Source organism: Gluconobacter sp. OJA (genome assembly GCF_039638325.1).
GTDB classification, from domain to species: Bacteria; Pseudomonadota; Alphaproteobacteria; order Acetobacterales; family Acetobacteraceae; genus Gluconobacter; species Gluconobacter cerinus.
This window is the reverse complement of the sequence record NZ_JBDIWI010000002.1, coordinates 151,212-171,032: the sequence shown is the minus strand read 5'-3', so window position 1 is coordinate 171,032 and position 19,821 is coordinate 151,212. Positions and strand designations below refer to the sequence as shown.

Below are 19,821 nucleotides of genomic sequence, written 5' to 3'. Positions count from 1 at the left end.
TTGCCCGGTTTGGGAGGTCTTTCCGATGGTGGAAAGAGCTTTTCCGGCCGGGTGCTCGGCATCTCAAGGTTCAGCATGTTCGCACGCCTCGCACGCGCCCTTTTCGGCTCCGCCAATGATCGTTCGCTCAAGGCGTATCAGCGCCGTGTGCCGGAGATCAACGCTCTGGAGCCCACGGTTCAGGGGCTCAGTGACGAGCAGCTTCAGCACAAGACTATAGAATTCAAGGAGCGGGTCGCCCAAGGCGAAACCCTTGATAAACTGCTGCCTGAAGCTTTTGCCGTTTGCCGTGAGGCCTCTCGCCGTGTTCTGGGCAAGCGTCATTTTGACGTGCAGCTGATCGGTGCGATGGTTCTGCATGACGGTCGCATTGCGGAAATGCGGACCGGTGAGGGCAAGACCCTTGTTGCGACGCTGGCTGTTTACCTGAACGCGCTGTCCGGCAAGGGCGTGCATGTTGTGACGGTGAACGATTATCTGGCCCGTCGTGATGCCGAGGAAATGTCGGTTCTTTACAGCTTCCTCGGTCTGACAACCGGCGTGATCATCCCGAATCTGGGTGATGAAGAACGTCGTGAAGCTTACGCAGCAGATATTACTTACGGAACGAACAACGAGTTCGGGTTCGATTATCTGCGCGACAATATGAAATATTCGCTCGGCGATATGGTGCAGCGTCCGTTCAACCACGCAATCGTGGATGAGGTGGATAGCATCCTGATCGACGAAGCCCGGACGCCGCTGATCATTTCTGGCCCGGCAGATGACAGCTCCGACCTTTATCGGACTGTTGATGCGGTTGTGGCCAAGCTGGTGCTGGAGCCGGAAGCTTACGATAAGGATGAGAAGCTGCGCAGTGTTACGCTGACGGAAGCTGGCTCACACCGTATCGAAGAGCTCCTAAACCAGGACGGTGTTTTGCAGGAAGGTGGTCTGTACGACATTCATAACGTGGCTGTCGTTCACCACGTTCAGCAGTCGCTTCGCGCCTATACGCTCTTCACGCGGGACGTTGATTACATCGTCCGTGACGGCAAGGTGATCATCATCGATGAATTCACCGGACGTATGATGGATGGCCGTCGTTATTCCGATGGCCTGCATCAGGCGCTGGAAGCGAAAGAGCACGTCGAGATCCAGCAGGAAAACCAGACGCTCGCATCCATCACATTCCAGAACTACTTCCGCCTGTATCCGAAGCTCTCCGGTATGACGGGTACGGCCATGACGGAAGCAGATGAGTTCGCAGAAATCTATAACCTGACGGTTGTTGAAATTCCGACGAACCGTGCCGTCAAGCGGATTGATACGGACGATGAAGTCTATCTGACTGCGGGCGAAAAATATAACGCCGTTGCAGATCTCATCCAGGAAGTGAGCGCCAAGGGGCAGCCAATCCTGGTGGGTACGACGTCCATCGAAAGAAGCGAGTACCTTTCCAGTATTCTGGATCAGCGCGGCATCAAGCATAGCGTGCTCAATGCGCGTCATCATGAGAAAGAAGCCAGTATCATCGCGCAGGCTGGTGCGCCGGGTGCCATTACGATTGCCACCAACATGGCGGGTCGTGGAACGGACATCAAACTGGGCGGCAATATCGAGATGCTGACCCATGCTTATACGGATGGGATCGAGGATGACGCAGAGCGTGCGCGCATCACCGAAGAAATCCGTGCAGCCGTTGAAGCCAATCATGGCGCGGTTCATGAATCCGGCGGGCTATATGTCATCGGTACGGAGCGTCATGAGAGCCGTCGTGTTGATAACCAGTTGCGTGGCCGTTCGGGACGTCAGGGTGATCCGGGGAATTCCCGCTTCTTCCTGTCCCTCGAAGACGATCTGATCCGCATTTTCTCTGGCGACCGTATGGGCGCGATGATGCAGAAGATGGGCCTGAAGGAAGGGGAGGCGATTGTTCACCCCTGGCTGAACAAGGCCGTCGAGAAGGCTCAGAAGCGCGTTGAAGCCCGTAACTTCGACATGCGCAAGAACACGCTGAAATACGACGACGTCATGAATGACCAGCGCAAGGAAGTTTATTCCCAGCGCAAGGAATATATGTCGTCCGAAGATCTGTCGGGTGTGATTGCGGAACTGCGCCTGCACACCGTTGAAGATCTGGTTCACGCCCACATTCCTGAGAAATCCTTTGCCGAGGCTTGGGATACGGCTGGGCTCACGGCTGAAATTTCCCGCGTCCTGAATCTTGAACTTCCGATCGCTGACTGGGCGAAGGAAGACGGCATGGACGCTGACAGCGTGATCGAGCGCGTGGAAGCTGAAGCCCAGAAGGCTCAGGCTGCCCGGACGGCCAACATGGGGCCGGACCTCATGCGCATGATCGAGAAGCAGGTTGTTCTCACCACGTTCGATGCCGTCTGGAAAGAGCATCTGCATGGGCTGGATCAGCTTCGCCAGGGTATCGGCCTGCGTGCGTATGGTCAGCGGGATCCGCTGAACGAATACAAGCAGGAAGCCTTCCAGATGTTCACGGCGATGCTGGATGATATGCGCCTGCGTGTGACGCAGACGATGTGCCGCATCCAGGCTGTGAGTGAGCCGCCGCCGTATCCGGTGGTCGATAGCTCAGCACACCATGAAAGCTTTGAAGCGCTGCCAGCAGCGCCCGCACTGACGCAGCCAGAGCCTGTAGTGAGCTTTGCAGCGCCGCAGGCACAGTTTGCGGCTGCGGGCTCAGTTAACGAGCCGGATGCAGCGACGCTTCAGCAGTGGTATGAAGAAACGCCGCGCAATGCGCTTTGCCCGTGTGGCTCGGGCCAGAAGTTCAAACACTGTCATGGCAGGCTCGTCTGAGCCTCTGACACCCGTAGAGGAAGGAGCGACCGATGGCCGGTCATTCACAGTTTAAGAACATCATGCACCGTAAAGGTGCGCAGGATGCCAAGCGCGCCAAGCAGTTCGCCAAGATTTTGCGTGAAATCACGGTTGCAGCGCGGTCCGGTCTGCCTGACCCAGCCTCCAACCCGCGTCTGCGTGCTGCTGTCACCGCAGCGCGTGAAGCAAATATGCCAAAAGACAATGTCGAGCGTGCCATCAAGAAGGCATCTGGCGCTGCTGGTGGCGAAGACTATGTGGAAGTGCGCTACGAAGGCTACGGCCCGGCTGGTGTGGCAATCATCGTCGAAGGTCTGACCGACAATCGGAACCGGACGGCCGGTGAAGTTCGTGCCGCGTTTTCCAAGCATGGTGGCTCGCTGGGTGAATCGAACTCCGTGTCCTTCATGTTCCAGCGCCTGGGTGTTGTGACGTATCCGGTCGATGCCGCCTCGGAAGACGAGATGCTGGAAGCCGCCATTGAGGCTGGTGCGGATAATGCCGTGCTGACCGAGGAAGGGCACGAGATCACCTGCGAGATGGAGAACTTCTTCGCAGTGCGTGACGCTCTTGAAGGTCGTTTCGGCGAGCCACAGTCCGCCAAGCTCGACTGGCGCCCGGAAAACAGCATTTCTCTGGATGAAGAGAAGGCCCGGACAGTTCTGAAGCTGATCGACGTTCTGGAAGATAACGACGATATTCAGGCTGTTTACGCCAACTTTGACCTTCCAGACGATGTGGCGCAGGCGCTCGCCGCTTGATCCGTCTGATGGGAATAGACCCCGGCCTGCGTTTCATGGGCTGGGGAATTATTGATGTGGATGGCAACCGCCTGAAGCATGTGGCCTCTGGTGTGATTGCGACAGATGGTCATGAATCGGTTCCCCTGCGGCTCTGTGAGCTGCACGGGAAGCTCCAGAACCTGATTCGTGAGTATGCTCCCGCCGAAGCTGCGGTTGAGGAAACTTACGTAAACCGCAATGGCTCTTCCACGCTCAAACTCGGTTATGCCCGTGGCGTGGCACTCCTGACGCCCGCTTACGAAGGCCTTCCGGTAGCGGAATATGGCGCTATGACAGTCAAGAAATCTGTTGTGGGAACCGGGTCTGCCACGAAGGAGCAGGTCACGATGATGGTGAAGCGGCTGCTGCCTGGCGTCGCCATCTACAAGGCCGACGCTTCGGACGCGCTGGCTGTAGCGATCTGCCATGCTCATTATCGTGCAAGCGCGGCCTATGTAACGGCTGGAAGGCGGATGGCGTGATTGGACAGCTTACAGGGCTCGTCGGGCAGATCGAAGGAGAGCGCTGCATTGTTGACGTCAATGGCGTTGGATATGTGGTGTCAGCGTCAACACGCACACTCTCATCCGTTCCGCAGCCTCCGGAAGTCGTGCGTCTTCTGATCGAAACCGTTGTTCGGGAAGACGCGATCCTTCTGTATGGGTTCGTGACAACGGACGAACGTGAGTGGTTCCGCCTGTTGACGACCGTGCAAGGTGTGGGTGCCAAGGTCGCGCTGGCGATCCTTTCGGCCAATTCTCCCGGTGAGCTTCTCTTGGCAATCAATGCGGGCGATCGTGGTTCTCTGACGCGGGCGGCAGGTGTCGGCCCTCGTCTTGCCGATCGAATTCTGAGCGAACTTCGCAACAAAGTCGCCAAGATGCCCGGTGGTGGCGCGTCCGCCCCTACGCCAGGCGTGGTGACCGGGCCAAACGTCGAGAATGATGCGCTCCTGGCTCTGGCTGGTCTCGGCTTTCGGCGGGCAGAGGCCTGGCCTGTTCTCAGTCGTGTTCTGGCCGAAAACGAAAATGCCTCGCTTGATCTGGCAATTCGCCTTTGCCTGAAGGATCTCGCCCGATGAGCGAATTTCGTGAAACGGACGCCGCGCGGCTTCCGGACGATATTGCCGAAGGCGGCTTGCGGCCTGAAACGCTAGCGGATTTTACAGGGCAAAAAGCAAGCCGTGAAAATCTGGCTATCTTCATCGAGGCAACAAAGGCCCGTGGAGATGCTCTGGATCATGTGTTGCTGCATGGACCGCCAGGTCTGGGCAAGACGACACTGGCGCAGATTGTGGCGCGTGAACTGGGCGTTGGATTTCGGGCAACGTCTGGGCCGGTGATTCAGCGCGCTGGAGACCTTGCGGCAATCCTGACGAATCTTCAGCCTCGTGATGTGTTGTTCATCGATGAAATTCATCGTCTTCAGCCGGCGATCGAGGAAATTCTCTATCCGGCGATGGAAGATTTCCAGCTCGACCTGATTATCGGGGAAGGGCCGGCAGCACGTTCGGTGCGGATTGATCTGGCGCCATTCACGCTTGTTGCCGCCACAACCCGTGCAGGTTTGTTGGCAACGCCTCTCCGGGATCGTTTTGGTATTCCCCTGCGACTGGTGTTTTACACGCCGGAAGAGCTGCGGGCGATCGTATCACGGGGCGCCACGAAGCTCGGGGTTCATCTGAATGATGACGGAGCAGAGGAAATTGCCCGTCGTTCTCGCGGCACGCCCCGTATCGCGGGCCGTCTTCTGCGTCGTGTTCGGGATTTTGCGCTTGTCGCGAAGAAGCCGATCATTGATCGCGCGACGGCTGATGCCGCACTTTCGCGTCTTGAAGTTGATGAGCGCGGTCTGGATGCGATGGACCGCCGCTATCTTCAGCGTATCGCAGAGCATCACCATGGTGGCCCTGTGGGTGTTGAGACGCTGGCTGCCGGTCTGGCAGAGGCGCGTGACACACTGGAAGACGTCATCGAGCCTTATCTGATTCAGGAGGGGCTCATCCTGCGGACAGCGCGGGGGCGCATGTTGGGTGAGGCTGGGTGGAGACATCTGGGCCTGAACCCGCCAGCGAGCCAGGTTGATCTTCTGTCCGGGCTCGACGACGACACGGCAGGCTGAAGAGCTACTGCCAATGAGCGGAGAAACTGATGGCAACGCATAAGATCCGTTTCCGGGTTTATTACGAAGACACGGATGCAGGTGGCATCGTCTATCATGCCCGCTATCTCGGCTTTGCGGAACGTGCACGCAGTGAAGCCATGCGCGATGCAGGGGCTTCGGTGACGGAGCTTCTGCGCGATTTTGGTCTGGCGTTTGTCGTGCGGCAGGTTGGGGTGCGTTATCGCGCGCCGTTGCGACTCGATGATGAAATGGAAATCGAGACAGCGCTGGTTGCAATGACGCCAACGCGGTTGAAACTTGAACAAACTGTTCGAAACAGCACGAATGGCAACGAAACCGCCGTCGTCATTGACGTAGAGCTGGCGTGTCTTTCTGCCGAAGCCATGAAACCTGCCAAAATTCCGCCTCGGTGGTGTGATGCTGTTCGAAAACTCGAGGCTGGAGAGGTCTGACCCACTTTCCTGTTTCCTCACGAAGTGCAATGGAGAGTCCTGACCCGTAAGGGACAGGATCTGGACAGGAGAGAACAGTGGATCATGAGGTAAGTTCGAGTGCGCTTGGGGCGGTCGGTGCGGCCGGTCTGTCGCCTCTGGACCTGTTCCTGCACGCGTCCATCGTCGTTAAGCTGGTCATGGTCGGGCTCGTCCTGTGCAGTGCAGGCGTGTGGGCGATCATTGCGGAAAAAATCCTTCTGATGCGTCGCGTCAATCGCGAAGCAACGGAATTTGAAGACCGTTTCTGGTCCGGCGGTTCGCTGGACGACCTTTACGAATCTGATGGCGCACGCCCGACTCACCCGATGGCTGCCGTGTTCGGCGCTGCCATGGGCGAATGGCGTCGCTCGGCACGGATTGTCGGAATTGATCTGGCGCGCGGTGGCGTGCGGGACCGTATCGACCGTGCCATCAACATCACCGTTTCGCGCGAAAACGACCGTCTGGGTCGCCGCGTGATTTTCCTTGCCACGATTGGCCCGGTTGCGCCGTTCGTCGGACTGTTCGGAACGGTCTGGGGTATCATGCATGCGTTCGGCTCGATCGCTGCCATGCACAACACCAACCTCTCCGTTGTGGCTCCGGGTATTTCCGAAGCTCTATTCGCAACGGCGATCGGTCTTGTGACCGCTATCCCGGCCTATGTGGCCTATAACGTCATCAGCAACTCGCTGGACAAGTTCGCGGACCGCATGGATGCGTTCGGGACCGAATTTGCCGCCATTCTTTCCCGTCAGTCGGAAGAACGTGCGGACGAGACGTCCAGCGGGAAGGCCTGATCCATGGGGATGTCCGCTGGAGGAGGTGGGCGTATGGGTGGCCGTCGTCGGCGCCCCGCGTCTGAGATTAACGTTACGCCGCTTGTGGACGTCATGCTGGTGCTGCTCATCATTTTCATGGTGACGGCGCCGATGATGACCAGTGGCGTCAATGTCGATCTGCCCAAGACGGATGCCAGCCCGGTCAATGCTGACACCAAGCCGATCACGGTTTCCCTGCGCAACGATGGTTCGTTGTACCTGGGGGAAGACCCGATCACACCCGAGCAGCTTGTGGACCAGCTCAAGGTCCAGTCCCAGAACGATCCGAACCATCGGATCTTTGTCCGGGCTGATGCACATATCGACTATGGTCGCGTGATGCAGGTCATGGGACAGATTACGTCTGGCGGCTTTACGCATGTGGCACTGCTGGCTCAGCAGCCTCAGAGCGGCCAGTAAGAGGACACCGCAGTGGTGCGTCCACGTCGTTCGGACAGGCGTCGCTTTCGCAACGCGCTTCTGGGTTCAGTCGGTGTCCATGCGGCACTGATCCTGTACCTGGTTGTGCGGATCCCGTTCGAGAAACCACCTGAACCGCCGGAGCCTCCGGCGGTGCAGATGGAATTTGAGGAGGCAGGGCCTCCCACCCATCCCATCAAGGCTGACCATCCGGCTCCGAAGCCGGCTCCTGCGCCTGCGCCCGTGAAGAACGAGGCTCCTCCGTCTCCGACGCCTCCTCTGAAGGCGCCGACGGAAGAACCGCCTCCGCCACCACCGCCGCCGCAGCCTGTTCCGCCGACGCCTGAGACAAAGCCTCAGCCTCTGCCGCCGACGAAGCTTCCGCCAAAAATTACGGAGCCGTCGCCTGAGCCTGTTCCTGCGTCCCCGCCGAAGCCGTCTCCGCCGTCTAAGTCTGCAATGGTGGCTCCGCCGAGCCCGCAGACACAGAAGGCTGACAAACTGCCGGATACGCCGAAGTTCTCGCATCTGACCCAGCCGAATGCGTCCAAGAATACGCAAGCGGACAGTCATTCTCTTTTGGCGACGCTGGATAGCTTCCGCTCCGACCAGAAGCAGACGCATGCGCCCAAGGCGAAAGCCAACCCGCCGCAGGGTGGTGCGCCGGATGGCGGCGGTGTGCCGAATGGCGATATCACCAAGTCTCTGTCCATGGCGGATCAGAAGGCGATCGGTGGCTCCGTGCGGCGTTGCTACACGGAAGACACGGAAGCGCGGAACTATGCGAGCTTTGTCGCGCATCTGATTGTGACGGTGGATGCAACGGGTGAGGCGCGTCTTGTGAAGTATGCTCCTGATACGGCAGCGAAGATGGCGGCAGATCCATCCTATCGTGTGCTGGCCGAGCGTGCGCGGGATGCGGTTCTGAGCCCGACCTGTGCCCATCTCCCCATTCCTTCCAACCTGCTAGGCCAGACGCATCAGCTGCGTTTTGTCTTCAGGCCGTAAACCCTAGAGGAATCATCATGACCTTCATTTCCGATTCCGAAGCTGATGCTCTGAGCGCGCTGCTGTCGCGCCGTTCCATCCTCGGTGCCACAGCCGCGGCTGGTGGTCTTCTTGCAACCCCGCTTTCTGCTTTTGCGCAAGGAACTGCGGCCGGTGGGGCTGGGGAAGCTGAAATTACTGTTGATCAGGCCCGTCAGGCGCCTATCCCCATTGTCATTCCGAGCTTTGGTGCCGGAATGGGTGAACAGATCTCCAGTGTCATTTCTTCCGATCTGGCTGGGACTGGCCTGTTCAAAGTCATGACAGGCGATGTGTCGCCCAGTGGCACACCGGATTTCAGTGCACTCAAGGCTCAGGGCGCACGCGCTGCTGTTGCCGGACGTGCAGTTGGTTCGGGCAGTGTTCGTGTTGAGATGCGCCTGTGGAATGTTGTTGCCGGTGAGCAGCTTCAGGGTACGGCCTATACGGCGTCGCCATCCAACTGGCGCCGGATTGCACACATTATTGCTGACGTGATTTACGAGCGGATGTTGGGCGAGAAGGGGTACTTCGATACCCGTATCGCTTATATTGCCCGTACAGGTCCGCGCCGTCATCAGATCACCCGTTTGGCGCTAATGGATCAGGACGGGTTCAATTCCCGGATGCTGACAGGCGGCCAGTGGCTGACCCTGACGCCGCGCTTCAACCCGGCGCGCGATCAGGTTGCGTTCATGTCGTATGCGAACAACCGTCCGCGCGTGTATCTGTTTGATCTGGGCTCTGGCCGTCAGCAGATGCTGGGTGAGTTTGACGGCATTTCCTTCGCGCCGCGCTTCTCTCCGGATGGAAGCCGCGTTGTTCTGTCTGCAACGCGCGGTGGTGGATCTGACATCTTTGTTGTGGATCTGGCCTCCCGTAGCAAGCATCAGATCACCAGCTCTGGCGGTGCGATTGATACCAGCCCGTGCTTCAGCCCCGATGGTAGCCAGATCGTGTTCAACTCCGATCGTGGTGGCAGCCCGCAGCTTTACATCATGGGGGCATCGGGCGGTGGTGCGCGCCGGATTTCCTATGGCTCTGGCCAGTATGGATCTCCGGTCTGGTCACCTCGTGGCGATCTGATTGCCTTTACTCGCATTGGGCATGGTGGCTTCTCTCTGGGCGTCATGAACCCGGATGGTACGGGTGAACGTATCCTGACACAGGGCTTCACTGTTGAGTCTCCGACGTTCTGCCCGAATGGCCGTGTGCTGGCGTTCTGCCGTCAAAGCGCTTCGGGTGCGGGCGGTGCCGGGTTTGCATCTGGCATCGGTACAATCGACATCACGGGCTTCAATGAGCGCCCAATTCGCACGGCAACAGGTGCGTCTGATCCAGCCTGGTCTCCACTGAACGGCTGATCATCTTTTCTCTCCCCGTTGGCAATGATCAACGGGGAGTATTTTGCCCTGAACAGATCTGGAGCGTTCGCTCGATCACACAGGGGCACGACACATCTGTCCTGATGAAGTGCGTAAAAAATGGCTTTGAACGGAGTCGATTTGGGGCGTTCTCTCCAGGTGTCAGAGTCCGGCGTTCCATCGCATCTTCTGTAAATCGACTTTAGCGCCTCAGCTCCCGGATTGAATGTGCCCCGCATGCGGCGCTTGGCTGATACGCAAGGCTTGCATGAGGATAAAACGATTAAAGAATGTTCAGCAAAACAACTGGCAGAATTCCGCCACATTCCTGTCTAACTGCTGTGACATTTATGTTGCATTTTCTAGTTTCGAAACAGAATCGTTCTCTGGCTCGGGGGTAGGCCCTCACAGGATGCTTGACCCCGGATTTAAGTCATGGGTATGGGCGCTAGTGGCCAGTGCTTTTCCAGTGGTTCGCAGAGAGTTCGTAAAGGATTCTTGAGCGTTCCTGAGTGGAAGGGTGTGTGGTCCGGAACAACGCGGCAATATGCCGCATTTCGGTTTCTGATACGGAACCGTTCTCAGGGTTGAGACACATGAAGTTCAAGGTGTTTGGTGCGCTTGGTCTGGCGCTTGTTCTCGCAGCCTGCTCCGACGGCAAAACCGATACGGGCAACAGCACCGGTGCTGGCGCAGCCACGCAGGAAGCCGGCCCGACGCCGGGCAGCGAAGCTGACCTGGTTGCCAATGTTGGCGACCGTATCTTCTACGAGCTGAATGTATCCCAGCTTTCTGAAGAAGCTCGTGCAACGCTGGACAAGCAGGTTGCATGGCTTGCGAAGTACCCGCAGGTCAGCGTTCAGATCGCTGGTAACTGCGATGATCGCGGCACCGAAGAATACAACATTGCTCTCGGCCAGCGTCGTGCGAATGCTGCTCGTGACTACCTCGTTGCCAAGGGCGTGAGCGCTTCCCGCATCACGACGATTTCCTACGGCAAGGATCGTCCGACGGCTGACGGTGACGATGAAGCCTCATGGGCTCAGAACCGTAACGCGATCACCTCGGTTCGCTGAACCCAGGTCATCCGTCTGACGGACTGACAGTTTGAACGGCCGGGGGAGTTTATCCCCCGGCCGTTTCTGTTTTAAGACTGTTCATCAGCCGAACTCGCCGGTGATTGCGAGAGGGCGCTCAGGCCGGGCGTCGAACATGTTTCAGGAGATCTTGCATGGCCCTGTCCCGTCCCCTCCGTGCCGTCATGCTCGGAACGGCGCTTTCTGTGCTTTGTCCTGTCCTGCCAGTCATGGCTCAGGACGCGTCAGATGGTGGGGGTATTTCCTCCCGCGAGGCGATTGCCCTTCAGGATGAAATTGCCTCATTGCGGCAGCAGCTTTCGCAGATCCAGAACAGCGGGCCGTTGCCTGCGCCCAGTTCGTCGTCATCGCGTGGTTCCTCCTCTTCGGGAGCTGATGGCAACATGACCGCCCAGCTTCTTGAGCGTGTTGCTGCGCTTGAAGAGCAGAATCGTCAGATGCGGGGTGAGCTGGATCAGCTCAGCAATGCGCAGAAGGAAACGCAGGCCAATCTGTCCAAGCAGATTTCTGATATGCAGTTCGCCTCCCAGAATGGCGGCGGTGGAGGTGGAGCGTCTGCTCCTGCCGCCGCCGGTGCTACTGTGGCCACGTCTAAAGCGGCAGAGACGGCGCCTGCGTCTTCTGATGAGGCCCCCAAAACGGCTCTTGAAGCTTTGAAGGTCGGCAATGCTGCTCTCAAGGCTGGCAAGTATGAAGATGCTGAAACGAATGCACGCTTTGCCGTGAAGACCGCCAAAAGCGCTTCGGGTAAAATGGATTCTCAGTTCCTGCTGGCTCAGTCCCTTGCGGGGCAGAAGCAGTATCGTGAGTCTGCGGTCGCCTATTACGACGCCTACAATAAAGCTCCGAAAACGCCGAAAGCACAGGACTCCCTCCTGGGTGTTGCGGCTTCTCTGCTGGCTATGGGCGATAAGAACTCGGCCTGTCAGGCACTTGATAAGCTGAAGACCGAATTCCCGACACAGACGCCTCGCGTCAAATCGGCAGCAGCGACGTTCCGTGGGCGTGCAGCCTGTCACTGATGTAAATAATCCCATCCAGGTGGCGGAGTTTTCTGCCTGGATGGAGTCTTTGGGGCCTTGGTTGCCTGATGCGCCAATCGCGCCGGTTGGGCTTGCAGTTTCCGGAGGCGCAGATTCTCTGGCGCTGGCATGGCTTGCACGGCGTTGGCGTCAGCATGTTCTCGCCTTCATTGTTGACCATGCCTTGCGTCCCGAGTCCGCAGCAGAAGCGAGACTAACGGCTCAAAGGCTGTCCGAGATGGGCGTGGAAGCCCGGGTATTAACTCTGGCGCCATTTCCAAAGGGGCGGCTTCAGGAGCGAGCCCGGGATGCGAGATTTGATGCTCTGGAACGGGCATGTGTCGACGCAGGGTGCCTGGACCTTCTGGTTGCGCACCATCTTCATGACCAGGATGAAACCGTCTCGATGCGGCATGGTGCAGGAAGCGGACAAGCTGGTTTGGCCGGGATTGCTGCATCTGCCATTCGGGGGCGGATCAGGATTGTTCGGCCGTTGTTGGCCTGTCATCCCGAACGCCTGAGAGGGACGCTGCGGGCTGTCGGCCTGAGTTGGGTCGAAGATCCTTCCAATCAGAACCGTCGATTTGAACGGGTGCGATGGCGCCAGGATCTGACGCAGAGCGAGCGGACTCAAGCTCGCGAGTGGCAAGCGGGCGCTGTGCTGAACCGCGCGGTAAGAGATGCTAGTCTAGCTGACTTATTGGCGAATGAGGCCGTATGGCATCCTGCGGGTTGGGTTTTCTTAAGAAAAAACGGCGTTTGCGAGGACAGCGTGTCTGCTCTGGTACGGTTGGTCTCTGGCAGTCGTTATCGCCCATCGCGTGAGAAAGTCCTGTCACTCATAAAGCAGGGACGAGGCTCACTCGGGGGCGTGATCATGCGGACAGCAGGGCGATTTGGGGACGGCGTTATCTTTGTCAGAGAAATGCGATCTGTAGAGGCATCTGTCTGTGCTGCCGGGCAGCCTCTCTGGGATGGGCGCTGGCGATGCCTGCAAGAGGATGTGCCTGAAGGAACTCTTATTGGAGCTCTTGGAAGTGGGGCGCAGGGTCTTGATGCCAGACGATTGGGAATTCCTGTCGAAGCATTACAGGCACTCCCCGCTCTCTGGCGCGACGGCTATGTCATAGGGTTGCCAGATTTTCTGGAAAGGGCCGGAACGGTTCCATTCGTCTGGGCTGGCGGGGTTCCAGTTACCGGCGAAAACGGCGTAAATGGGTGAAAAGCGTACCAAAATGCGTGGAAATGCGTTTTCCTGCCCTTGGTGGGGTAGGATCATGGGCAGGACCGCCTATGTTATGAAGTCAACGCAGACTATGACGTCGGCCTGTTGAGATGATGAAGCCCCGCTGCATCTGACGGACAGTCTGAAGGACGACAGAGAACGAGATGAACAATTTAGGCCGTAACGTTGCGATCTGGGTGGTCATCATCATGGTCGGAATGGCAGTGCTGACCGCCTTCCAGCCCGGTGGAAGCCAGCATGCTGCCCAGCAGATCGCCTATTCCGATTTTGTCCATGATGTGGACGAGCACCAGGTGCGCTCGGTGGTTATCCAGGAACAGAATATTTCTGGAACACTGACGAACGGTACCTCCTTCGAAACCTATGCACCGATGGATCCGGGCCTTCCGGCTCGTCTGACCGGCGCGGGTGTTGAAGTGACAGCCAAGCCAATGGATAGCGGTGAGAACTCCATCCTGCGGTATGTGGGAAATTATCTTCCCGTTCTTCTGCTTGTTGGCCTGTGCTTTATGGTGTTTCGCCAGATGCAGGCCGGTGGTGGCCGTGCGATGGGTTTTGGCAAGTCCAAGGCTCGTCTGCTGACGGAAAAGACGGGCCGCGTCACATTTGACGATGTGGCAGGTATCGATGAAGCCAAGGCTGAGCTCGAGGAAATCGTCGAATTCCTGAAAGACCCGCAGAAGTTTACGCGTCTGGGTGGCAAGATCCCCAAGGGCGCCCTGCTGGTCGGCCCTCCAGGTACGGGTAAGACGCTTCTGGCCCGTGCGATTGCTGGTGAAGCCAATGTGCCGTTCTTTACGATTTCCGGTTCGGACTTCGTGGAGATGTTCGTGGGTGTCGGTGCATCCCGTGTGCGTGACATGTTCGAGCAGGGCAAAAAGGCTGCTCCGTGCATCATCTTCATCGATGAAATTGACGCCGTTGGCCGCCATCGTGGTGCCGGTCTTGGTGGCGGCAATGATGAGCGCGAGCAGACCCTTAACCAGATGCTCGTCGAGATGGATGGCTTTGAGAGCAATGAGGGCGTTATCCTGATTGCAGCAACCAACCGTCCGGATGTTCTGGATCCGGCTCTGCTGCGTCCGGGGCGTTTTGATCGTCAGGTCGTTGTGCCAAACCCTGATGTTGCTGGTCGCGAAAAGATCCTGCGCGTTCACATGAAGAAAGTACCGCTGTCTTCAGATGTGGACCCGAAAGTGATTGCTCGTGGTACGCCAGGCTTCTCTGGTGCTGATCTGGCCAACCTTGTGAACGAAGCTGCTCTGATGGCTGCCCGTCAGGGACGCCGCACGGTCGGAATGGCTCAGTTCGAAGAGGCCAAGGACAAGGTCATGATGGGCGCAGAGCGTCGGTCCATGGTCATGACCGAAGACGAAAAGCGCTCGACGGCTTATCATGAGGCCGGTCATGCCATCTGTGCGATCTTTACGCCGGGTAGTGACCCCATTCACAAGGCCACGATTGTGCCGCGTGGGCGCGCTTTGGGTCTGGTGACGACGCTGCCTGAGAAAGACAACATTTCCTACAGCCGGAAATGGTGCCTGGCGCGTCTGGTGATTGCCATGGGTGGCCGTGTTGCTGAAGAAATCATCTTTGGCCCGGAAGAAGTCAGTGCCGGTGCGTCGGGTGATATCAAGAGCGCTACCGATCTGGCTCGCCGAATGGTTACGGAATGGGGCATGAGCGACAAGCTCGGCATGATTTCCTATGGCGATAACGGACAGGAAGTCTTCCTGGGGCACTCTGTCACACAGAACAAGAATCTGTCTGAGCAGACGGCGCGCGATATCGACGTAGAGATCAAGGCTCTGATCGATACGGCTTACCAGCAAGCGCATCATCTGCTTCTGACGCGGATTGATGATCTGCACCGTCTGACAGCGGCTCTGCTCGAGTATGAGACCCTGACCGGAGACGATGTCGGTCGGATCATGCGGGGAGAGGCGATCGAGCGCCCGTCCGATGACGAGCAATTGCCGGATAATCGCCGCGCCTCTGTGCCGACGACACGTCCGGGTGCGTTTGATCCGGCTCCTCAGGCAGGCTAATCAAACCGTTAACCGCACCGCAAGGCGCGTCATTGGAGGGGAATTTCCCCTCTGGTGCCGCGCCTTTTTCTTATCTATCGAGACAGGCAGGATTTCATAACCATGGCCAGCAAGAGGGCTCTGTTCGGGACGGACGGCATCAGGGGAACTGCAAACACCGCTCCGATGACGGTGGAAGTTTCCCAGAAGCTTGGACAGGCCGCGGGCCTGTATTTCATGCGCAGTCAGAGCCGTCGACACACTGTTGTGCTGGGCAAGGACACACGCCTGTCCGGGTATATGATTGAATGTGCTCTTGTTGCGGGCTTTCTGTCCGCCGGTATGGATGTGATCCTTGTCGGTCCGCTTCCGACGCCAGCGATTGCCATGCTGACGCGGTCTTTGCGGGCGGACCTCGGTGTTATGATTTCAGCTTCTCACAATCCCTTCACCGACAATGGCATCAAGCTGTTTGGCCCAGACGGTTTCAAGCTCTCCGACGAAGTAGAAGGGGAGATTGAAGCCATGATGGGACAAGACCTGTCTCAGCGTTTGGCTTCGCCGGCAGAAATCGGGCGTGCCTCTCGTTTGAACGATGCCGCTGGCCGCTACATTGAGAATGCCAAGGCATCCTTCCCGCGCGGGCTGCGTCTGGATGGTCTGAAGATTGTTCTCGATTGCGCAAATGGATCCGCATATCGCGTGGCCCCAACTGCTCTCTGGGAGCTGGGTGCGGAAGTTATCAAGATTGGTTGTTCACCGGATGGCCTGAACATCAATGACGGTGTTGGCTCTACCCACCCAGAGACGCTTTGTGCTGCCGTGAAGGAACATGGCGCGGACTTCGGCATTGCGCTGGACGGAGATGCTGATCGTGTTCTGATTGCCGATGAGAATGGCAATCTGGTTGATGGCGACCAAATTCTTGGGTTGATCGCCCGATTCTGGAAGCAGCATGGACGTCTGCGGACCAACACGGTCGTGGCCACGGTCATGTCCAATATGGGGCTGGAGAAGGCTCTTGCGGAAGATGGTTTGGAGCTTCAGCGGACGGCAGTCGGGGATCGCTACGTCGTTGAGCGCATGCGTGAGAATGGTGGGAACCTGGGCGGGGAGCAGTCCGGGCACATGGTCCTGTCCGATTACGCTACGACCGGAGATGGGCTGATTGCCGCCCTCCAGGTTCTGGCTGTTTCAGTGGAGACCAAGAAGCCTGCCAGTGAGATCTGTCAGGTCTTCCAGCCTTTCCCGCAGCTTCTCAAAAACGTTCGCTACTCAGGGGCTAATCCGTTGAGCAGTCCCGAGCTGGCTGCTGCCAAAGCCTGGGCGGAAGAACGTCTTGCCGGGCGCGGTCGTCTGGTTCTGAGGGCCAGTGGCACCGAACCTCTGATTCGCGTGATGGCGGAAGCAGAAGACGACGCTCTGGTTCTTCAGGTCGTGGATCATGTCTGTGAGGCGATCAGAGCAATTACGGGGGCCTGACGTATGCGTGGCCGGGTTCTGACAGTTGCGGGAAGTGACTCGGGTGGCGGGGCCGGGATTCAAGCCGACCTGAAGACCATTACCGCTCTGGGCGGCTTTGGAATGAGCGCCCTTACAGCTCTGACGGCACAGAATACATTAGGCGTCTTTGGGGTGGAGGCTGTTTCCCCCGCGTTTGTTCGGCAGCAGATGCAGGTCGTTCTTGATGATCTGGGTGCAGATTGCTGCAAAACCGGAATGCTGGCGACGGCAGACATTGTTCATGCCGTTGCTGACGAACTGGAATGCCACCCGCAACTCCCGTTGGTGCTTGACCCGGTCATGGTGTCCACCAGCGGGTCAGCTCTTCTAGCCGACGATGCTGTAGACGCTGTGATGACCCGTCTTTTGCCGTGGGCCTTGGTCGTGACTCCCAATATTCCCGAAGCAGAAGTCATGACGGGTGAGGTCATTCATGATCTGGCAGGAATGCGTCGGGCAGCTCATATCCTGCAAAAGCGGGGAGCCGCGGCCGTTCTGCTTAAGGGGGGGCATATGACGGGAGAGGATCTCGAAGATCTTCTGGTCTTCCCAAATGGTGATGAGTACGTACACCGCGCGACGCGGATTTATACGCGTCACACTCATGGAACGGGTTGTACGCTTGCCAGTGCCATTGCGACGGGCATTGCACAGGGCATGGACCTTGAAGCGGCGGTGCGTCGGGCTCATGCCTATCTACGGCTCGCGCTCTCAAATGCGCCGGGATATGGCGCTGGTCACGGGCCGGTCAATCATGGTGTGACGATCCGGCCGGACTGGTACCAATCCTGAAAAGTACGCTTTAGGCGACGGTCAGTTCAGATGCAGTTCTGGTCATTGAGCTGACAGGCGCGGGCAGGGGCTCGGCTGCTGTTTCTTCACGCAGAATGTAACCACGTCCCCAGACGGTAGAGATGAGGTTACTGGCCCCTGCTTTCTGAAGCTTACGGCGAAGTTTGCAGATGAAGACATCGATGATCTTCATCTCAGGCTCATCAATGCCGCCATAAAGATGATTCAGGAAAGCATCCTTGGTCAGGACAGAGCCTTTCCGAATAACCAGAAGCTCCAGAATGGCATATTCCTTGCCCGTCAGGTGCAGGGCATTCCCCTCAACAGTGACGTTTTTCCCGTTCAGATCCAGTTCCAGATTGCCAATGCGCAGGCAAGGCTCGGAAAAGCCGCGAGAGCGACGCATGACGGCCTGAAGGCGGGCAACAAGCTCGCCTGAGTCATAAGGCTTTGTCATGTAGTCATCGGCACCCATCGAGAAGGCACGGATTTTGGCCTGGGGACGGAGAAGTGCAGAGAGAACGAGAACGGGCGTCGTAATCCGGGCTGCGCGGACACGGCGGATCACATCGTAACCTTCGATATCGTTCAGCATCAGTTCCAGCACCATCAGATCATAATCGTAATGCCGGAGCATCTCGATTGCTTCCTCGCCAGAGGACGTATGATCGACGGTGAAGGCAGCCGTACGAAGGGTCTGAGACAGATGGGCTGCGGCCTGAAGATCGCTATCGACAAGAAGGATACGCATGTTTCTCAACTCCCGGATTGGTGAAGCAATGGTTACTACCCAGAGTTGTGTTTGTCGATAGATACAAATCAAAAAGCGTAAAATTTTCATTATTGCTTCATTAAAGGGTGCGTGTTCAGGGTTTGTTAAGGTTGCGCTCCTTATGGTTGTTTGATGACATCACACCTCGGAAACCCTCAGAAAATCCAGGGAAAAGGCGGGTTGAAGAGCCTTCTCGAAGAGCTCTCATCCGTGCAGGTTGACGGTGCAACCGGAGTTGTTCGGGATGTAACGGGGTTGTGCATGACCATTCACGGCCTTGAGGGACTCGTTTCCATCGGTGATAGAATTAACGTGAAGGCACGTTCTGGAGTATCGATACAGTCTGAGGTTGTAGGGTTTCATAATGCACACGCCCGGGTCATGGCTTTTGGGAGCCTTGAAGGGATTGGGCCCGGATGTGAAGCGCGTATTTCTTTGAGTGGGCGTCAGTCAGCCAGTCTGGGTGTGAATGAGAGCTGGCTTGGAAGAGTCGTGGACCCCCTCGGGATGCCGATCGACGGGAAGGGGCTATTAGCGCCGGCATTCCAGCAACAGCCTGTCAGTGCCGCACCTCCAAACGCTGCAACGCGGGCACGGCTTGGAGAGCGCATAGATTTGGGAGTGCGGGCGCTCGATGCGTTTACAACCTGTCGGCGTGGTCAGAGGCTGGGATTGTTTGCCGGGTCTGGTGTCGGAAAATCCACTCTGCTGTCCATGCTGGCGTGCGGTGCCAACTGCGATGTGGCGGTCATTGCACTGGTCGGTGAGCGCGGCCGTGAAGTTCGTGAATTCATTGAAGACGATCTGGGGGCTGAGGGGCTGGCGCGGAGTGTGGTGGTCATTGCCACATCAGATGCCCCGCCGTTGATGCGTCGGGATGCTGCCGTTGCGGGTATGGCGATTGCAGAGCACTTTCGTGATCAGGGTAAATCCGTACTTTTGCTAATGGATAGTGTGACCCGTTATTGCATGGCCCTGCGTGAGATCGGTCTGTCAGCTGGCGAACCTCCTGCTACGCGTGGCTATCCCCCATCTGTTTTTGCTGAACTGCCGCGATTGCTGGAACGCGCGGGGCCTGGTTATCCGGGAGAAGGTATGATTACCGCTCTGTTCACTGTGCTTGTGGAGGGTGACGATCATAACGAGCCGGTTGCAGACGCCGTTCGTGGAATTCTCGACGGACATATTGTGTTGGATCGGCGGATCGGTGAGCAGGGGCGTTACCCCGCGATTGACGTTCTTCGGTCTCTGTCACGTGCCGTACCAGGATGTAATTCAGATGAGGAAAACAGGCTCACGAAGCAGGCGCGGGCGACCATGGCAACCTATGAGCGGATGGCCGATATGATTCGTCTGGGGGCATACAAGGCTGGAACAGAGCCGGACGTCGATGAGGCTGTGCGGCTTATGCCCAGGCTTGAAGAGTTTCTTTCTCAAGGCAAGAGCGAACGGTCTAACTGTGCGGAAGCGTTTGAACAGCTCTCCAGCATTATGAATGCCGAGGCCTAGACACGATG

General features: G+C 57.7%; 18 protein-coding genes. 17 read left to right on the top strand and 1 reads right to left on the bottom strand.

The genetic code is table 11. The features are described from left to right. Positions 1-75: 75 nt before the first annotated feature. From secA to thiD, 16 genes are all read left to right on the top strand, one after another. Positions 76-2,814, top strand: coding sequence for a preprotein translocase subunit SecA (gene secA, locus ABDK75_RS11195; protein ID WP_346005933.1), 2,739 nt, complete (start codon positions 76-78; stop codon positions 2,812-2,814). A gap of 32 nt (positions 2,815-2,846) precedes the next feature. Continuing rightward, positions 2,847-3,596, top strand: a complete 750-nt coding sequence (locus tag ABDK75_RS11190; RefSeq protein ID WP_046899943.1) for a YebC/PmpR family DNA-binding transcriptional regulator — start codon at positions 2,847-2,849, stop codon at positions 3,594-3,596. Continuing rightward, positions 3,593-4,099, top strand: a complete 507-nt coding sequence (gene ruvC, locus ABDK75_RS11185; RefSeq protein WP_046899942.1) for a crossover junction endodeoxyribonuclease RuvC — start codon at positions 3,593-3,595, stop codon at positions 4,097-4,099. Before ABDK75_RS11190 ends, ruvC begins: the two co-directional genes overlap by 4 nt. After that, the gene (gene ruvA / locus ABDK75_RS11180; RefSeq protein ID WP_346005932.1) at positions 4,096-4,698 is read left to right on the top strand and encodes a Holliday junction branch migration protein RuvA; all 603 of its coding nucleotides are present in this window, start codon (positions 4,096-4,098) and stop codon (positions 4,696-4,698) included. The genes ruvC and ruvA overlap by 4 nt, the downstream gene beginning before the upstream one ends. Next, complete coding sequence (gene ruvB, locus ABDK75_RS11175) at positions 4,695-5,738, top strand: Holliday junction branch migration DNA helicase RuvB (protein ID WP_046899940.1); 1,044 nt, start codon at positions 4,695-4,697, stop codon at positions 5,736-5,738. Before ruvA ends, ruvB begins: the two co-directional genes overlap by 4 nt. Positions 5,739-5,767: 29 nt before the next feature. After that, positions 5,768-6,193 carry a tol-pal system-associated acyl-CoA thioesterase gene (ybgC, locus tag ABDK75_RS11170; RefSeq protein WP_046899939.1) on the top strand — a complete coding sequence of 142 codons (426 nt, stop codon included), beginning with the start codon at positions 5,768-5,770 and terminating at the stop codon, positions 6,191-6,193. Between the two features lie 77 nt (positions 6,194-6,270). Continuing rightward, positions 6,271-7,014: a protein TolQ gene (tolQ, locus tag ABDK75_RS11165; protein WP_046899938.1), complete on the top strand. Its 744-nt coding sequence runs from the start codon at positions 6,271-6,273 to the stop codon at positions 7,012-7,014. Positions 7,015-7,017: 3 nt separating this feature from the next. After that, the gene (gene tolR / locus ABDK75_RS11160; RefSeq protein WP_046899937.1) at positions 7,018-7,455 is read left to right on the top strand and encodes a protein TolR; all 438 of its coding nucleotides are present in this window, start codon (positions 7,018-7,020) and stop codon (positions 7,453-7,455) included. 12 nt (positions 7,456-7,467) lie between these two features. Then, complete coding sequence (locus tag ABDK75_RS11155; RefSeq protein ID WP_086634400.1) at positions 7,468-8,463, top strand: energy transducer TonB; 996 nt, start codon at positions 7,468-7,470, stop codon at positions 8,461-8,463. Between the two features lie 17 nt (positions 8,464-8,480). Continuing rightward, positions 8,481-9,845 carry a Tol-Pal system beta propeller repeat protein TolB gene (gene tolB / locus ABDK75_RS11150; RefSeq protein ID WP_086634401.1) on the top strand — a complete coding sequence of 455 codons (1,365 nt, stop codon included), beginning with the start codon at positions 8,481-8,483 and terminating at the stop codon, positions 9,843-9,845. 596 nt (positions 9,846-10,441) lie between these two features. After that, positions 10,442-10,921: a peptidoglycan-associated lipoprotein Pal gene (pal, locus tag ABDK75_RS11145; RefSeq protein ID WP_046899934.1), complete on the top strand. Its 480-nt coding sequence runs from the start codon at positions 10,442-10,444 to the stop codon at positions 10,919-10,921. A 155-nt stretch (positions 10,922-11,076) separates the two neighbouring features. Then, positions 11,077-11,964, top strand: a complete 888-nt coding sequence (locus ABDK75_RS11140) for a tetratricopeptide repeat protein (protein WP_346005931.1) — start codon at positions 11,077-11,079, stop codon at positions 11,962-11,964. Between the two features lie 61 nt (positions 11,965-12,025). Continuing rightward, on the top strand, positions 12,026-13,186 hold the full coding sequence (gene tilS, locus ABDK75_RS11135) for a tRNA lysidine(34) synthetase TilS (protein ID WP_346005930.1): 1,161 nt from the start codon (positions 12,026-12,028) through the stop codon (positions 13,184-13,186). Positions 13,187-13,353: 167 nt separating this feature from the next. Continuing rightward, positions 13,354-15,258, top strand: a complete 1,905-nt coding sequence (gene ftsH, locus ABDK75_RS11130) for an ATP-dependent zinc metalloprotease FtsH (RefSeq protein ID WP_346005929.1) — start codon at positions 13,354-13,356, stop codon at positions 15,256-15,258. A gap of 102 nt (positions 15,259-15,360) precedes the next feature. Further along, positions 15,361-16,719, top strand: a complete 1,359-nt coding sequence (glmM, locus tag ABDK75_RS11125; RefSeq protein WP_046899931.1) for a phosphoglucosamine mutase — start codon at positions 15,361-15,363, stop codon at positions 16,717-16,719. A gap of 3 nt (positions 16,720-16,722) precedes the next feature. Then, on the top strand, positions 16,723-17,532 hold the full coding sequence (gene thiD / locus ABDK75_RS11120) for a bifunctional hydroxymethylpyrimidine kinase/phosphomethylpyrimidine kinase (protein ID WP_346005928.1): 810 nt from the start codon (positions 16,723-16,725) through the stop codon (positions 17,530-17,532). 10 nt (positions 17,533-17,542) lie between these two features. On the opposite strand, the gene ABDK75_RS11115 is transcribed toward thiD, so the two are convergent. After that, on the bottom strand, positions 17,543-18,283 hold the full coding sequence (locus ABDK75_RS11115; protein WP_211511650.1) for a response regulator transcription factor: 741 nt from the start codon (positions 18,281-18,283) through the stop codon (positions 17,543-17,545). Between the two features lie 153 nt (positions 18,284-18,436). Here ABDK75_RS11115 and fliI point away from each other — a divergent pair, with 153 nt between their 5' ends. Continuing rightward, the gene (gene fliI, locus ABDK75_RS11110; protein WP_346005927.1) at positions 18,437-19,813 is read left to right on the top strand and encodes a flagellar protein export ATPase FliI; all 1,377 of its coding nucleotides are present in this window, start codon (positions 18,437-18,439) and stop codon (positions 19,811-19,813) included. Positions 19,814-19,821: the final 8 nt, after the last annotated feature.

Coding starts and splice junctions, on each gene's coding strand:
- ybgC (WP_046899939.1), top strand. CDS start 5,768: ATGGCAACGCATAAGATCCGTTTCCGGGTTTATTACGAAGACACGGAT.
- thiD (WP_346005928.1), top strand. CDS start 16,723: ATGCGTGGCCGGGTTCTGACAGTTGCGGGAAGTGACTCGGGTGGCGGG.
- tolB (WP_086634401.1), top strand. CDS start 8,481: ATGACCTTCATTTCCGATTCCGAAGCTGATGCTCTGAGCGCGCTGCTG.
- ftsH (WP_346005929.1), top strand. CDS start 13,354: ATGAACAATTTAGGCCGTAACGTTGCGATCTGGGTGGTCATCATCATG.
- glmM (WP_046899931.1), top strand. CDS start 15,361: ATGGCCAGCAAGAGGGCTCTGTTCGGGACGGACGGCATCAGGGGAACT.
- fliI (WP_346005927.1), top strand. CDS start 18,437: ATGACATCACACCTCGGAAACCCTCAGAAAATCCAGGGAAAAGGCGGG.
- pal (WP_046899934.1), top strand. CDS start 10,442: ATGAAGTTCAAGGTGTTTGGTGCGCTTGGTCTGGCGCTTGTTCTCGCA.
- ABDK75_RS11190 (WP_046899943.1), top strand. CDS start 2,847: ATGGCCGGTCATTCACAGTTTAAGAACATCATGCACCGTAAAGGTGCG.
- ABDK75_RS11115 (WP_211511650.1), bottom strand. CDS start 18,283: ATGCGTATCCTTCTTGTCGATAGCGATCTTCAGGCCGCAGCCCATCTG.
- ruvB (WP_046899940.1), top strand. CDS start 4,695: ATGAGCGAATTTCGTGAAACGGACGCCGCGCGGCTTCCGGACGATATT.
- ABDK75_RS11140 (WP_346005931.1), top strand. CDS start 11,077: ATGGCCCTGTCCCGTCCCCTCCGTGCCGTCATGCTCGGAACGGCGCTT.
- tolR (WP_046899937.1), top strand. CDS start 7,018: ATGGGGATGTCCGCTGGAGGAGGTGGGCGTATGGGTGGCCGTCGTCGG.
- secA (WP_346005933.1), top strand. CDS start 76: ATGTTCGCACGCCTCGCACGCGCCCTTTTCGGCTCCGCCAATGATCGT.